Source organism: Pseudarthrobacter sp. NCCP-2145 (assembly GCF_023708005.1).
In the GTDB taxonomy this organism is placed as follows: domain Bacteria; phylum Actinomycetota; class Actinomycetes; order Actinomycetales; family Micrococcaceae; genus Arthrobacter; species Arthrobacter oxydans.
In genome coordinates this window covers 76,089-90,158 of sequence record NZ_BRCG01000019.1, presented here as the reverse complement: position 1 = coordinate 90,158, position 14,070 = coordinate 76,089, and the positions used below count along the sequence as shown (strand labels likewise).

At 67.2% G+C, this 14,070-nt stretch carries 16 protein-coding genes; 8 read left to right on the top strand and 8 right to left on the bottom strand.

Translation table 11 applies throughout. The features are described 5' to 3' along the window. Positions 1-153 precede the first annotated feature (153 nt). Positions 154-717: a heme-binding protein gene (locus tag NFU08_RS16105; protein ID WP_174179472.1), complete on the bottom strand. Its 564-nt coding sequence runs from the start codon at positions 715-717 to the stop codon at positions 154-156. Between the two features lie 191 nt (positions 718-908). Between NFU08_RS16105 and NFU08_RS16100 the strand changes: the two genes are divergently transcribed. The 5 genes from NFU08_RS16100 to NFU08_RS16080 all read left to right on the top strand — a co-directional run bounded on the left by NFU08_RS16100 (position 909) and on the right by NFU08_RS16080 (position 4,427). Next, a complete protein-coding gene (locus tag NFU08_RS16100) occupies positions 909-2,144 on the top strand; it encodes a sensor histidine kinase (RefSeq protein WP_251424642.1) in 1,236 nt (411 codons plus the stop codon). Beyond that, positions 2,141-2,767 carry a response regulator transcription factor gene (locus NFU08_RS16095; RefSeq protein WP_174179469.1) on the top strand — a complete coding sequence of 209 codons (627 nt, stop codon included), beginning with the start codon at positions 2,141-2,143 and terminating at the stop codon, positions 2,765-2,767. The genes NFU08_RS16100 and NFU08_RS16095 overlap by 4 nt, the downstream gene beginning before the upstream one ends. A 133-nt stretch (positions 2,768-2,900) precedes the next feature. Then, positions 2,901-3,104, top strand: coding sequence for a cold-shock protein (locus NFU08_RS16090; RefSeq protein WP_013599688.1), 204 nt, complete (start codon positions 2,901-2,903; stop codon positions 3,102-3,104). A 150-nt stretch (positions 3,105-3,254) separates the two neighbouring features. Continuing rightward, on the top strand, positions 3,255-3,608 hold the full coding sequence (locus NFU08_RS16085; RefSeq protein ID WP_251424640.1) for a hypothetical protein: 354 nt from the start codon (positions 3,255-3,257) through the stop codon (positions 3,606-3,608). 33 nt (positions 3,609-3,641) lie between these two features. Continuing rightward, positions 3,642-4,427: a MerR family transcriptional regulator gene (locus NFU08_RS16080; RefSeq protein ID WP_251424638.1), complete on the top strand. Its 786-nt coding sequence runs from the start codon at positions 3,642-3,644 to the stop codon at positions 4,425-4,427. Here the strand turns inward: NFU08_RS16080 and NFU08_RS16075 are convergent. After that, positions 4,424-5,557 (bottom strand): acyl-CoA dehydrogenase family protein, encoded by a 1,134-nt coding sequence (locus NFU08_RS16075; RefSeq protein WP_251424649.1) that lies wholly within the window; start codon positions 5,555-5,557, stop codon positions 4,424-4,426. The two genes, NFU08_RS16080 and NFU08_RS16075, sit on opposite strands and share 4 nt — an antisense overlap. 148 nt (positions 5,558-5,705) lie before the next feature. Between NFU08_RS16075 and NFU08_RS16070 the strand changes: the two genes are divergently transcribed. After that, positions 5,706-6,212, top strand: coding sequence for a MarR family winged helix-turn-helix transcriptional regulator (locus NFU08_RS16070; RefSeq protein ID WP_174179463.1), 507 nt, complete (start codon positions 5,706-5,708; stop codon positions 6,210-6,212). A 43-nt stretch (positions 6,213-6,255) separates the two neighbouring features. Here the strand turns inward: NFU08_RS16070 and NFU08_RS16065 are convergent, their stop codons facing one another. Next, a complete protein-coding gene (locus NFU08_RS16065; protein ID WP_174179461.1) occupies positions 6,256-6,909 on the bottom strand; it encodes a DedA family protein in 654 nt (217 codons plus the stop codon). A 71-nt stretch (positions 6,910-6,980) separates the two neighbouring features. Further along, entirely contained in the window at positions 6,981-7,580 is a 600-nt protein-coding gene (locus NFU08_RS16060; RefSeq protein ID WP_251424635.1) for a helix-turn-helix domain-containing protein, read from the bottom strand. A 67-nt stretch (positions 7,581-7,647) separates the two neighbouring features. Here NFU08_RS16060 and NFU08_RS16055 point away from each other — a divergent pair, with 67 nt between their 5' ends. Next, complete coding sequence (locus NFU08_RS16055) at positions 7,648-8,625, top strand: NAD(P)/FAD-dependent oxidoreductase (protein ID WP_174179460.1); 978 nt, start codon at positions 7,648-7,650, stop codon at positions 8,623-8,625. On the opposite strand, the gene NFU08_RS16050 is transcribed toward NFU08_RS16055, so the two are convergent. Genes NFU08_RS16050 through NFU08_RS16035 form a run of 4 tightly spaced genes read right to left on the bottom strand, consistent with a single transcriptional unit; the run spans position 8,612 to position 12,990 of the window. Continuing rightward, a complete protein-coding gene (locus NFU08_RS16050; RefSeq protein ID WP_174179459.1) occupies positions 8,612-9,388 on the bottom strand; it encodes an enoyl-CoA hydratase in 777 nt (258 codons plus the stop codon). The genes NFU08_RS16055 and NFU08_RS16050 overlap by 14 nt on opposite strands. After that, positions 9,385-10,374 carry a 3-hydroxyisobutyrate dehydrogenase gene (mmsB, locus tag NFU08_RS16045; RefSeq protein ID WP_174179458.1) on the bottom strand — a complete coding sequence of 330 codons (990 nt, stop codon included), beginning with the start codon at positions 10,372-10,374 and terminating at the stop codon, positions 9,385-9,387. The genes NFU08_RS16050 and mmsB overlap by 4 nt, the downstream gene beginning before the upstream one ends. Next, the gene (locus tag NFU08_RS16040) at positions 10,367-11,491 is read right to left on the bottom strand and encodes an enoyl-CoA hydratase/isomerase family protein (RefSeq protein ID WP_251424633.1); all 1,125 of its coding nucleotides are present in this window, start codon (positions 11,489-11,491) and stop codon (positions 10,367-10,369) included. The genes mmsB and NFU08_RS16040 overlap by 8 nt, the downstream gene beginning before the upstream one ends. Next, positions 11,491-12,990 (bottom strand): CoA-acylating methylmalonate-semialdehyde dehydrogenase, encoded by a 1,500-nt coding sequence (locus tag NFU08_RS16035; RefSeq protein ID WP_251424631.1) that lies wholly within the window; start codon positions 12,988-12,990, stop codon positions 11,491-11,493. The genes NFU08_RS16040 and NFU08_RS16035 overlap by 1 nt, the downstream gene beginning before the upstream one ends. Positions 12,991-13,247: 257 nt before the next feature. On the opposite strand from NFU08_RS16035, the gene NFU08_RS16030 reads away from it, so the two are divergent. After that, positions 13,248-14,054 (top strand): exodeoxyribonuclease III, encoded by an 807-nt coding sequence (locus tag NFU08_RS16030; RefSeq protein WP_174179448.1) that lies wholly within the window; start codon positions 13,248-13,250, stop codon positions 14,052-14,054. The last annotated feature ends 16 nt before the right edge of the window (positions 14,055-14,070 follow it).

Genomic DNA, 14,070 nt, shown 5'->3' with positions numbered 1-14,070 from the left:
GGGCTGTTCGGGGGCGGGCCGGGGGCTGTTGGATGCCGTGGCGGGCGAGGATTCAACCGCCTGCGGCTCCGGTGAACCGGAGCCGCAGGCGCTGAGCAGCAACCCCGCGGCGGCAAGCATCACGGCAGTCCGGAATCGCCTCATATGCGGAGCCTACTTGGCAGTTCCGGCGACGGCATCCGCCCCTGCCGTGGCGCAGGCTTCGTCCAGCGCACCGTCCGGAGCACCGCCGACGCCGATGCCTGCCACCGAGACGCCGTTAACCTTCAGCGGGACGCCGCCGGCCAGGAACAGGGTGCCGGGGAGGTCGGCGATGGAAGGGCCGGTGCCGTTGATGCGCTTGGCCAGTTCACTGGTGGGGGCGCCAAAAGCGGCAGCGGTATACGCCTTTTGCTTGGCCGCTTCGATGGTGTGTTCGGCTGCGTTGTCACCGCGGAGCAGCGCCTGGACGGTGCCGAAGCGGTCCACCAGAGCGACGGTGACGAAGGGCAGCTTGTCAGCCTGGCATCTGGCCAGGGCGGCGCTGACTGCTGTGGCCGATGCCCCAACGCTGATGCGGTTCTGCTGCACCACGGTTTCGGGCGCAGGCTGGACATCGACGGCGGGGACGGCTGCCGGAGCGGGGCTGGTCCCGGCGTTGGCTGCCGCCGTCGCTCCTGCGGTCAGGACGAGGGCGCCGGCAGCGGCGGCGGCAAAGGCTTTGTGCGACTTCTTCACAGTGTCTCCTTGGAGGTCATGGTGGGTACGCACCAATCCTTCCGGGGGCGGCGGCACCCGGCATCGGGCCTTCGGCTGCAGAGGCCTCCCCCCAATGGCCAGCCGTATCAGCCAAATGGCCGAGAGACCAGCATTGGCGGGGGCAATAGCATGGAAGGTAGCGTTTCCCACCAGCCAGAACGGGACATCCCATGCCTACCCGAGCCGCCGGCACTGCCCCGGCCACCGCTGCCGCCCCGGGAACCACACCCCGGCGGAGTGCACCCCGCACCGGCCTGGGCAGCATCGAAACCGCGGTGCACCTGGGCTTCGCCGTGCTGCTGGTGGCCTCGCTGGTCCGCTACGTGATGCGGCACAGCCCGGCCGACAACCTGATGATCCTGGGCCTGGCAGCCGCGGCGAGCCTGCTCTATGCCGCCGTGGCCGTGCTCGGCTGGCGCGGAGGCCCAGGCGCGCCCTGGATGTTCGCCCTGGTGGCGGTCTGGGCAGTGCTGGTGATTGCAGCTCCGAGCTTTGCCTGGTGCTCGTTTGCGCTCTTCTTCCTCAGCCGCAGCGCCCTGGCCGGTGCCGCCTCGTACGCGGCCGCTGGAATCACCGCCGCTGCCACGGCGGCCGGACTGTTCCGGATGAGCAACGGCACGGACCTCGCCATGCTTCTTGGCCCGCTGGCCGTGGGCGCCATGCTGACTCTCATCTATGACCGGATCCAGCACGACGCCGAGGAGCAGCGCCGCCTGCACGCCGAGGTGTCCGCGGCGCAGGAACAGCTGGCAGCCAGCGAACGCCGCGCGGGCACCATTGCCGAGCGGGAACGGGTCTCCCGGGAAATCCACGACACCGTCACCCAGGGACTGGCCAGCAGCCTGCTCCTGCTCGAGGCCGCGGGGCGGGCCTGGCCACGAGATGCGGCGCGGGCTGATCTCCGCCGTGCCACTGCACTGCTGCGGGGCAATCTGTCCGAGACCCGCAGCCTGGTGCACGAGCTCGCCTCCCCGGGGCTGGACGGGTCTCCGCTGTCCGAGGCCCTGCTCCTCGCGGCCAGGCAGTATGTCCCGGAGGCCAGGCTCCTGGTCACCGGGGACTCGCGCCCCGTGCCCCCGGAGCTCCGCCATGCCCTGCTCCGTGTCGTGCAAAGCGCCGCCTCCAACATCAAGCTTCATGCGTCAGCCACTGCCGCCACCGTGACCCTGGGGTTTCTTCCAGAGGGGGTCACCCTGGACGTTTACGACGACGGCACCGGCTTCGATCCGGCGGCGGCAGCACCGCCGTCGGACGCGGGAGGGTACGGGCTGAGGGCCATGCGCCAGCGGGTGGAACAGCTGGGCGGCACCCTGTCCGTGGAAAGCTCGCCCGGGGAAGGGACCATCGTTGCCGCCCAGTTGCCCCTGCCCTCCGCCATACAGTTCACTTCGGGGGAACCGGCATGAGCTCAATCACCGTCCTGCTGGTGGACGACCACCTCGTAGTGAGGAGCGGGCTGCGGGCCCTCCTGGGCACACAGCCCGACCTGGAGGTCATCGGAGAGGCAGCATCCGGGGAAGAAGCGCTCGAGCGGGTGCGGGAGCACTCCCCTGGCGTGGTGGTCATGGACCTCGCCATGGGCAGCGGAATGGACGGGATCGAAGCAATCCGGAAGATCCGCGAGCGCAACAGCGGCCAGGCGGTCCTCGTCTTCACCACCTACGACTCCGATGCCGATATTGTGCGGGCCGTGGACGCCGGCGCCATGGGGTATTTGTTGAAGGATGCCACGCCGGAAGAAATTTTTACTGCCATCCGTGGTGCTGCCGAAGGCAAGAGCGTCATGAGCCCGCCGGTGGCATCGCGGCTGTTCCAGCAGCTGCGCAACCCTGAAGAAATCCTCACTCCGCGCGAAGCCGAACTGCTGAGCCTCCTGACGGAAGGGCTGGGCAACCGTGAACTGGGCCGGCGCCTCTTTATCTCCGAAGCCACGGTGAAAACGCATCTTGCCCACATCTACGCCAAGCTTGGGGTGGACACCCGGGCGGCCGCGATTGCCACCGCCATCCGCCGCGAAGGGATGCGCTGACCTCGCCAAATGTTGCACAACCCTTGCAAGCGCGGCCTGCGCCCCGTACGTTGGGGACTGCGGGGGACGTTCTCCTCGCACTCCGGGCCGATGGCACGGGGAGAGAATCAGAGTCACACGAAGGAATGCAGCCATGGCAACAGGCACAGTTAAATGGTTCAACGCCGAAAAGGGTTTTGGCTTCATTGCCCCCGATGACGGGTCCGCTGACGTTTTCGCCCACTACTCGGCAATCGCCAGCAGCGGATACCGCTCACTCGATGAGAACCAGAAGGTTGAATTCGATGTGACCCAGGGCCCCAAGGGCCCGCAGGCGGAGAACATCCGCCCGCTCTAAGGTTTAGGTGACCGCCGGCAGTGCCGGCGGAACCCGGTATCCTGCAGCGGCTTCTTCAGCATTTTGCTGGAGGGGCCGCTGTTTTGCTTCCCCGGCTGCTGCCCGCCGCTCCACCACCCTTCGGATTCTGAAATTTGGGACAATCGGAGAGTGACGGGACAGGACCAGGACCCTTGGGAAGAGTTCGACAAACTGGGGCCGGCCGTGCCCGACCGCGTTCCCGGGCACCCTGGCGGTGAACCCCTGGGCTTCGGGTTCCGGACCGGTGTCCGCAGCGCGCGCGTCGCGGTGGGGTTCGCCATTTACACCCTTGCGCTGGGAACTGTCCTGGCGCTGACCGGCTGCATTGTCTTCGCCGCCCGGGGACAATGGGTGCTCGTGGGTCTGATGCTGGCCATCGAGGCCGTCTTTGTTTTCGCCTTCAGCCGCCTCGTTGCGCAGGCCAGGAACCGGGCCGGCCGCCGCCGTCCGCGCGGTCACGGTTTCCCGGAAAAGCCTGCTTGACCTTGACGCAGCGTCAACCCCTACGCTCAAACCATGGAAGCAACGGATGCCAAGACCGGCCCTGACTGGTCCATCCAGGACGTGGCACGGCTGGCGGGCACCACAAGCCGTACACTGCGGCACTACGACGAGATCGGCCTGCTGAAGCCCAGCCGGGTGGGCAGCAACGGCTACCGCTACTACGACGGCGACGCCCTCCTGCAGCTGCAACGGATCCTCCTGCTGCGGGAGCTTGGCCTTGGCCTGCCGGCTATTGCCGAGGTCTTCCAGCAGCAGGCGGATCCCGTCCAGGCCCTGGGCCGGCACCTGGAATGGCTGGCGCAGGAACAGGAGCGGCTCGCGCGGCAGATGGCATCCGTCCGGCAAACAATCGAAACAGTGAAAGGCGGAGGAGACATGGTGGCGGAAAAGATGTTCGACGGTTTCGACCACACGCAGTACAAGGACGAGGTGGAAGAGCGCTGGGGCAAGGACTCCTATGCGAAAAGCGACGCCTGGTGGCGTGGAATGGATGCGGCGGAACAGCGGGAGTGGAAGTCCCGCGCTGCGAAGCTGGGCAGCGACTGGATCGCCGCTGCAGGTTCAGGGCTTTCCCCTGCCGGTCCCGAAGCGCAGGACCTGGCGCGGCGGCACATTGAGTGGCTGACGTCCATTCCCGGCACCCCTGCCGCTGAGGACGGCGGAGACATCAAGGGGTATGTTGTGGGCCTGGCGGAGATGTACGTTGCCGATGCCCGGTTCGCGGCCAATTATGGCGGCATGCAAGGAGCAGGCTTTGTGCGGGATGCACTGCTGGCTTATGCGGAGAAGCGCCTCTAGGCGAACGCCGACTTTCCGGTTACGGCCCTCCCCACGATGAGGGAGTTGATCTCGTAGCTGCCTTCGTAGGTGTAGAGGATTTCTGCATCGCCGAACAGCTTGCCCATTTCGAAGTCGGCACTGATGCCGTTGCCGCCCAGCAGGGAACGGCCCATGGCCACCGACGCGCGGGCAAGCCTGGTGGTGGTGGCTTTGGCCAGGGCTGCCTGTGCCATCTCCAGCTTTCCCTCCTCCTGGATACGTGCCAGCTGTACCATCAGCGCGAGCGAGGCCGTGGCGTTCCCCAGGATGTCCGCAAGCTGCTGCTGGACCAGCTGGAACTGTGCCAGCTCCTTGCCGAACTGCCGGCGCGCCAGTGAGTAGGAGCGGGCTATGTCGAACGCGGCGAGCTGGATTCCGGCGGCCTGCCAGCCCACCCAGGCCCGGGAGTCCCGCAGTAAGTCGTTGGCCTTGGCGAAGGATGTGGCCCCGGGCAGCAGGTTGGCCGCCGGAATCCGCACGTCCTTCAGCGTGATGTCCGCGTTCTGCATGATCCGCAGGCCGATCTTGTTGCAGATTTTTGCAGCCGTGTAGCCGGGCCGTTCCGCCTCCACCAGGAAGGCCTTGACCTGCAGGTCCTCCACGTCGCGTGCCCAGACCAGGGCGAAGTCGGCGATGGTGCCTGCCCCGATCCAGCGCTTGGCACCGTTGAGGACCCATTCGGCGCCGTCCAGCCTGGCTGACGTTTCGAGTCCGCCGGAGATATCGGACCCATGGTCCGGTTCAGTCAGCGCGAACGCGCCAAGGCTGGTGAACGCCTCAAGGCCCGGCAGCCAGCGGAGCTTCTGTTCCTCGGATCCCAGCTCCTTGATGGTTCCCACGATCAGCTCATTGTGGATGCCCGTGAGGGCGGAGAGGGACACGTCCGCCCTGGCCAGCTCCACGTACATCAGGCCCTTGAGGAGGACGGAACTGCCATCCACCTGGAGGGCACCCAGTCCGTATACGCCCATCTCCGCCAGAAGGCCGAAGGGGAACTCTTCGCGGTTCCAGTACGGTATGGATTGCTCCCGCACATGGTCCTGCAGGAATTCACGGACGCGGAGGTACCGCTCCCGCTCAGGCCCTGCCAGGAGGTCCACGACGTACATGAGGTCGGCGTCGGGAAAGGGGGGCGATTCGCCGCGTCCTTGGGGACCCACCGGCACCCACCTCCGCTTCGCCCAACCATTGGATGTCCTAGTATATTCACATCGCTCATAAAAGAGTGATGCGCATCACTCGGACGAAAGGTGTTCGATGGGTACCCCACTGTCCCGCGATCCCATTGCCGAAGCCCGGCGGAACTGGGAGGACCATGGCTGGGCGGACGTCGCGGCCCCCATGGCTGCCATCACCGCCATCATGCGGACGCAGCAGATCCTGCTGGCCAGGATCGAGTCCACGCTCAAACCGTTCGGGCTGACGTTTGCCCGCTATGAACTCCTGGCACTCCTGAGCTTCGCCAGGAAAGGCTCCTTGCCCATGAACAAGGCGAGCGCACTGCTCCAGGTCCACCCCACGTCCATCACCAATGCCGTGGACCGGCTTGAACGCGCAGGCCTGGTGGACCGGTCCCCGCATCCCACCGACGGCAGGACCACGCTGATTGAGCTCACCACCGCGGGGCGCACCCTGGCGAAGAGCTCGACGGCGGCTCTCAACGCCGAGGTGTTCAGCGCCCCGGGGTTTGATCCCGGCGACGTGGACCACCTGATCCGCATCCTGGGATCCTTCCGCCGGAACGCCGGCGACTTCGAGGAGTAACGCCTGGCCAGGGGCATGACGGGCGGCCTGCGGGATAGGCCCGTCAGCGGCGGACTTTTTCCCGCTTGAGCCGCCGCACCACGAGCAGGACTACCGTCACGCCCAGCGCGGCGTAGACCGCGTAGTTCAGGAACCTGGAGTACTGCTCGATCAACTGGTATTGGGTGCCCAGCAGGTACCCGAGGCCGATCAGGGCCCCGTTCCAAAGTCCGCTGCCCGCCAGGGTGTACACGCTGAAGGTGGCCAGGGGCATCCCGGATGCTCCGGCCGGGAGGGAGATCAGGCTGCGGACACCGGGGAGCAGCCGGCCGAAAAAGATGGAGGACCTGCCGTGGCGGCGGAACCATCCCGCCGCTTTCTCGAAGTCCTCCTGGTCCACCAGGGGGAGCCTGGACAGCCCGCGGATGGAACGTTGAAGGCCCAGCTTCGCGCCCAGCCAGTAGAGCAACAGGGCACCGAGGTAGGCCCCGAGGGTACTGGTCACAAAGACGAGGATCAGCTGCAGGGAACCCTGTTTGGCGAGGTAGCCGGCCAGGGGAAGGATCACCTCGCTGGGGATAGGCGGAACCACCGTTTCGGCGAGGGTAAAAGCACCGACGCCCCACTCACCCATGTGCTCTATGGTCCGGGCAGCAACGCCCACCAGGCCGGTCAAATTGTCAGTTGAGCCGCCAGCGCCTGCCGCCATTCCCCACATAGAACTCCCCATCTGCTTCCGGCCGTCCCGTCCTGTCTACCTTACGCAGCTGGGAAAAAGCTGGACCAGGTTCAGGACGGGCGGGAACGGACATGCATCCGCTCCCCCTGGGTGCCGAAAAGGCTGAGGAACTCAACCGGTTTTCCATCCGCCCGGCCGAACCAGTGCGGGACGCGGGTATCGAACTCGGCGGCCTCCCCCGCGCCCAAAACGAGGTCCTGGCTGCCCAGCACCATACGGAGCTTTCCGTTGAGGACATACAGCCATTCGTAGCCTTCGTGTACCTGCGGGTTGGGCTGGTCCAGCGGCCCGGCCGGCAGGATGTGCTTGTAGGCCTGGATGCCGCCCGGCTTCCGGGTGAGCGGAATGATGGTCATCCCCCGCGCCGTGATGGGCCGCAGGTGGACCCGGGGATCTCCCGTTGCGGGCGCACCCACCAGTTCATCAAGCGGGACGTGATAGGCCCTCGCCAGGGGCAGCAGCAGCTCGAGGTTGGGGCGGCGATGGCCGGACTCCAGCCTGGAGAGGGTACTCATCGAGATACCGGTGGCGTCTGCCACTGCTGACAGGGTGATGTCCCGGGCCAGGCGGAGCGCCCTGAGGCGCGGCCCCACCGCCGCAAGCACAGCGTCCGTTCCCGACTCCCTGCCGCTTTCTGCTCCTGTATCCATGGCACCATATTGCCATTCCGGCAAAATACTTTGCCAGTCCTGACGGGAACGCAGCAGCATTGGAGCCATGACTGAAAACTTCGAAACACTCCATGACGTCCTGATTGTTGGCGGCGGCGCTGCCGGACTGAGTGCGGCCCAGATGCTGGGCCGCAGCCGCCGTTCCGTCGCCGTGGTGGACGGCGGGGAACCGCGCAACGCCCCTGCCGCAGGTGTCCACGGCTTCCTGTCCCGCGACGGGATCAGCCCTGGTGAGCTCCTTGCTGTCGCCCGCACGGAGGCTGAGAGCTACGGGGCTGCCGTGGTCAACGGCAGGGTCGTGGCTGCCGCCGGCGGCCTGGCGCAGGGCTTCGAAATATCGCTCGACGACGGCACGCAGCTGCGCGGCCGGCGCCTGCTGGTTGCCACCGGGCTCACGGACGAGCTGCCCGCGGTCGATGGGCTGCGTGAGCGCTGGGGCAGGGACGTGCTGCACTGCCCGTTCTGCCACGGCTGGGAAGTGCGGGACCAGGCCATCGGCATCCTTGGGAACGGCCCGTGGTCGGTGCACCAGGCCCTGCTCTTCCGGCAGTGGAGCAGCAACATTACGCTGTTCCTGAACAACAGGGTTGCCCCGTCCGACGCCGAATCCGAGCAACTGGCGGCGCGCGGGATCCGGGTGGTGGACGGGGCTGCCGAAGCCGTCCGGGTTGAACGTGACCGGCTGCGCGGAGTCGCCCTGGCCGGAGGTCCGGAGATTGCCGTGGAGGCGCTGGTGGTGGGCCCGCGCGCCCATGCCCGGCTGGAAGCCTTTGCCGGCCTTGGCCTGGCCCCGTCCGAACATCCGTCCGGAGCGGGAACCTTCCTTGAAACGGATGCCGACGGCGGCACGCCCGTTCCCGGTGTCTGGGCGGCAGGCAATGTCACGGACCTGAAGGCCCAGGTGCTGGCCTCTGCGGCCGCTGCCGCCTGGACCGCCGTCGTCATTAACAACCACCTCATGGCGGAGGAGCTGGCAGCGGACGTCGACGCCTACCGGAGGGCGCTGGCCCCTACCGGTGCCTGAACTCCGGCTGGCGCTTCTCCGTGAACGCCGCCATTCCTTCCTTCTGGTCCTCGGTGGCGAAGAGGGAGTGGAACAGCCGGCGCTCGAACAGCACCCCCTGGGCGAGCCCGGTCTCGAAGGCGGCGTTCACGGCTTCCTTGGCAACCATGGCCACTGGCCTGGACTTGGAGGCGATCACGTCGGCGGCCTTCAGGGCCTCGTCCACCACGTCCTCGGCGGGCACCACCCGGGACACCAGGCCGCAGCGGTCGGCCTCCTCCGCCCCGATGAACCGCCCCGTAAGGATCAGGTCCATGGCCTTGGCCTTGCCCACGGCGCGGGTCAGCCGCTGTGAGCCGCCCATGCCGGGCAGGACGCCCAGGTTGATTTCCGGCTGCCCGAACTTCGCGTTGTCTCCGGCGATGACCAGATCGCACATCATGGCAAGTTCACAGCCGCCGCCCAGGGCAAATCCCGAGACGGCCGCAATGGTAGGGATGCGCAGCCTGGTGAAGTCTTCCCAGCCGCGGAACCAGTCGGCGGCGTACATGTCCATGTAGCCCTGCGCCGCCATCTCCTTGATGTCGGCGCCGGCCGCGAAGGCCTTGCCGGAGCCGGTAATAACAACCGCCCCCACCCCGGGGTCGGCATCCATCGCCTTGACCGCGGCCACCAGTTCCTCCATGGTGGCTTTGTTCAGGGCGTTCAGTGCCTGCGGGCGGTTCAGTGTCACCAGGCCCACCCGGCCCCGCTGCTCCACAAGGATGTTCGCGTATTCCGTCACTCCGGGCTCCCGTCGTCCTGCGCTGCGCTCTGTGGCGCACTGCCTGCTGAGTTCTCTGGTCCGCCGCCCGCCGGGCGGCCGGACATGTCGCGGATGTCGGTGATGATGCCGGAAAAGTCCCTTCCCGCGCCCTCCCCTGCCGCAAACGTACCGTAGATTTCCGCGGCGAGCGGGCCCATCCGGGCAGCCACCCCGGTGCTGTTGAGGGCGTTGACGGCCAATGAGAGGTCCTTGGCCATCAGGGCCCCGGCGAAACCCGGCTGGTAGTCACGGTTGGCCGGGCTGGTGGGGACGGGGCCGGGCACCGGGCAGTTGGTGGTGAGGGCCCAGCATTGTCCAGAAGCCGCGGAGGCCACATCGAAGAGCGCCTGGTGGCTCAGGCCCAGCTTCTCCCCCAGGACAAACGCCTCGCTGACGGCGATCATGGAGACGCCCAGGATCAGGTTGTTGCAGATCTTCGCGGCCTGGCCTGCGCCATGGGCACCGCAGTGGACAACGCGCCTGCCCATCACGTCCAGCAGCGGCCGCACCGCCTCAAAGTCTGCGGCGTCCCCGCCCACCATGAAGGTGAGGGTGCCTGCTTCGGCCCCCACTACGCCGCCGGAGACCGGGGCATCCACGGAGCGGTGGCCGGCCTCGATGGCGAGGGATGCTGCTTCCCTGGCCTCGTCCACGTTGATGGTGGAACAGTCCAGGAACATGGTCCCGGGTTTCGCCGCCGCCAGCAGTCCGGGTTGCCCCGCCTGGCCGCGATAGGCCTCCAGGACATGCCGGCCGCTGGGGAACATGGTGAGGACCACGTCAGCCCCGGAGACGGCTTCAACAGCGCCCGCCGCGACCGGGACGCCGCTGGCTGTGGCGGCTTCGAGGGCTGCCGGCACCACATCGAAGCCGGCCACGGAATAGCCTGCCTTGACCAGGTTCACAGCCATCGGACCGCCCATGTGGCCGAGGCCCAGGAAGGCGACAGTGTATTTTTCAGTCATGGTCAGGCTCCTTTAGCTGCGGGTCCACGCCCCGAAGGTCCAGTTCCCGGCTCCCCAGGGGCTCAAAAAAGCGCTCCACCTGCTCCGGCGCCACGTCCGCCAGGGTGGCCGGGTTCCAGCGGGGGTTTCGGTCCTTGTCCACAACCTGCGCCCGGATGCCCTCCCGGAAATCCGGCGCTTCCAGGAACCGCAGGCCCGTCCGGTACTCCTGCGCCAGGGCCTCATCGAGGGTGTGGCCTTTCGCGCGGCGCAGGGCGGCCAGCGTGACCTTCACCGACGTGGGCGATTTCGCCTCGATGGCGTCTGCCGCCTGAGCGGCCTCGTCGCTGCCCACGCCCTCGTAGCCCCGCAGGCGCCGGACGATGTCCCCGGCGTCATCCGCGGAGTAGCAGGCGTCAATCCATTCCCGCTGTCCCTGCAGCGCCGAGGGCGGCGCTTCCGTGCTGTAACGCCCGACGGCGGCTTCCGCTGTTTCGTGTTCCAGCGCCGCCACCAGGGCGGGCAGCTTTTCCGACGGGACGAAGTGGCTGGCCAGGCCGAGGTACAGCGCATCCGCTCCGTCCAGGTGTGCGCCGGTCAGGCCTGCGTGGGTTCCGGTTTCACCGGGGGCGCGGGACAGCAGGAACGTCCCGCCGACGTCGGGCGCGAAGCCGATGGTGGTTTCCGGCATCCCCGCGCGGGTGCGTTCGGTGACCACCCGCACGGACCCGTGGGCGGATATGCCGACGCCGCCGCCCAGCACCAGCCCGTCCATCAGTGCCACGTAAGGTTTGGGATAACGGGCGATCAGGGAGTTGACCCGGTACTCGGTTGCCCAAAAACGGGCGGTCCGTTCCCCGCCCTCCAGCATGTCCCGGTAGATGGCCACAATGTCGCCGCCGGCGCAAAGGCCCCGGTCTCCGGCGCCCTGCACCAGCACCGTGGCAACGCCGTCGTCGTCCGCCCAGGCGGTGAGCTGCTCCAAAAGTTGCCCCACCATGCCGGCCGTGAGCGCGTTGACCGCCCTGGGCCTGTTGAGGGTAATGACGCCCAGCCGGCCGCGGCGCTCGAACAGCACCTCCCGGCTGTCCACTGAAACCCCTGTATCAGCCGTGCCCTGCGGTGCGCTGTGCGTCATCAACTTCCTTCCGGCATCACGAAGCTGGCTCCGTGCCTTATTCCCGAGGGCCACCGCGTGGTCACCGTTTTGGTCTTGGTATAGAAGCGGAAAGCGTCCGCACCGTGCTGGTTCAAATCGCCGAATCCCGACGCCTTCCAGCCCCCGAACGTGTAGTAGGCGATGGGCACGGGGATGGGGACGTTGATCCCCACCATGCCCACGTCCACGCGGGTGGCGAAATCGCGGGCGGCGTCACCGTCCCGGGTGAAGATGGCCACGCCGTTGCCGAACTCGTTCCTGGTGCAGAGCTCGAGCGCTTCGTCGTAGTCTGCAGCCCGGACCACGCACAGGACAGGACCGAAGATCTCGTTGCGGTAGATCGCCATGTCCGTGGTGACGTGGTCGAAAAGGGTGGGGCCTACCCAGAAGCCGTCCTCATGGCCCGGCACACTGAGTCCCCGGCCGTCCGCCAGGAGCGTGGCTCCGGAGTCAGTCCCCGCCTGGATGTAGCCCTCGATGCGTTCCCTGGCATCGGCCGACACCACCGGGCCAAAGTCGGACGCCTGGTCAAGGCTGTGGCCCACCTTGAGGGCTGCGACGCGGTCCTGGAGTTTGGCCACCAGCCGGTCCGCCGTTTCCTGCCCCACGGGTACGGCAACGGAGATGGCCATGCAGCGCTCCCCGGCGGAGCCGTAGCCGGCGCCGATGAGGGCGTCCGCCGCCTGGTCCAGGTCGGCGTCGGGCATGACCACCATGTGGTTCTTGGCCCCGCCGAAGCACTGGACCCGCTTTCCGTGGGCGGCGGCCGTGGCATAGATGTAGTGGGCAATCGGGGTGGAACCCACAAAGCCCACCGCCTTGACGCGCGGATCCTCCAGCAACGCGTCCACGGCCTCCTTGTCGCCATTGACCACGTTGAACACCCCGTCCGGGACGCCCGCTTCGGTATACAGCCCGGCCAGGCGCAGCGGTACCGAGGGGTCCCGTTCGGAGGGTTTCAGGATGAAGGCGTTGCCTGCGGCCAGGGCAGGGCCGGACTTCCACAACGGGATCATGGCCGGAAAGTTGAACGGGGTGATGCCGGCGACGACACCCAGCGGCTGGCGCAGCGAGTGGATGTCTATCCCCGGTCCGGCGTCGCTGGAGAACTCTCCCTTGAGCAGGTGCGGCGCCCCGGCGGCGAACTCCACCACCTCCAGGCCCCGCTGGATGTCGCCTTTCGAGTCGGCGAGTGTCTTCCCGTGTTCGGAGGACAGCAACCGGGCGAGCGCGTCCAGGTCCCGGTTGACCAGGTCCACAAACCGAAGCAGGATCCTCCCCCGGCGCTGGGGGTTCATGGCCGCCCACTCCACCTGCGCCTTCTCCGCGACGGCAACAGCGTTCTGCACCTCATCCCGGCCGGCAAGCGGCACGCGCGCCTGGACCTGGCCGGCGCACGGGTCGAAGACGTCGCCAAAGCGGCCCGACAGGCCTGCCGCATGCTGGCCGTTGATGTAGTGGGAGAGTTCACGGACCATGACTGCACGCTCCTTCGCATGTGATCCAGGTCATTTCTGGTTGCGAATATACTCGGACTTCCTACTAACTTCCACCGGGCCCCGCTCCGTCCCTGTTCCGCTGTCCCAGCCACATGGCAGGCTTCGCCGTGCCGGGGCACATTGGGACCTGGCCCGGCCGAAGGGAGCTGCGTGCGGCGGTGTGTCCGCGCCGTTGTGCCCCGTTTCGGCGGCACTTCCGGGTCCGCATTTCCGGCGCTCAAGGTAGGTTAGGAACTGTGAAGATAGCTACCTGGAATGTGAACTCGCTCCGTGCCCGCGCCGACCGCGTTGAGGCCTGGCTTCAGCGCAGCGACTGCGACGTCCTGGCCATCCAGGAGACCAAATGCAAGGACGACAACTTCCCGTGGGAACTCTTTGAGCGCATGGGCTACGAGGTGGCCCACTTCGGCGTAAACCAGTGGAACGGAGTTGCCATCGCCTCCCGCGTGGGGCTGGAGGACGTTGAGCGGACGTTCCTGGACCAGCCCTCCTTCGGCAAGGCGGGCAAGGACCCGGTCCAGGAGGCCCGCGCCATGGCAGCAACCTGCGCCGGAATCCGCATCTGGAGCCTCTACGTCCCCAACGGCCGTTCCCTGGACGACGAACACATGCCCTACAAACTCAAGTGGCTGGAGAGCCTGAAGACCCACGCCCAGGAGCTCGTCACGCAGGACCCGGGTGCCCAGGTGGCCCTGATGGGTGACTGGAACATAGCGCCCTTCGACGAGGACGTGTGGGACATCGACCTCTTCGTCAACAACCGGTACACGCACGTCAGCCCGCCGGAGCGCGCCGCCTTCCACGCCTTCGAGTCGGCAGGCTTCACCGACGTGGTGCGTCCCTACACACCGGGACCGGGCGTCTACACCTACTGGGACTACACCCAGCTGCGCTTCCCCAAGAAGGAAGGCATGCGGATCGACTTCGTGCTGGCCTCACAGGCATTGGCAGCGCGCGTCACCGGCGCTTCGATCGACCGCGAGGAGCGTAAAGGCAAGGGCGCTTCGGACCACGCACCCGTGCTGGTGGAACTGGCGGACTGATGACTGCGACCTGGAC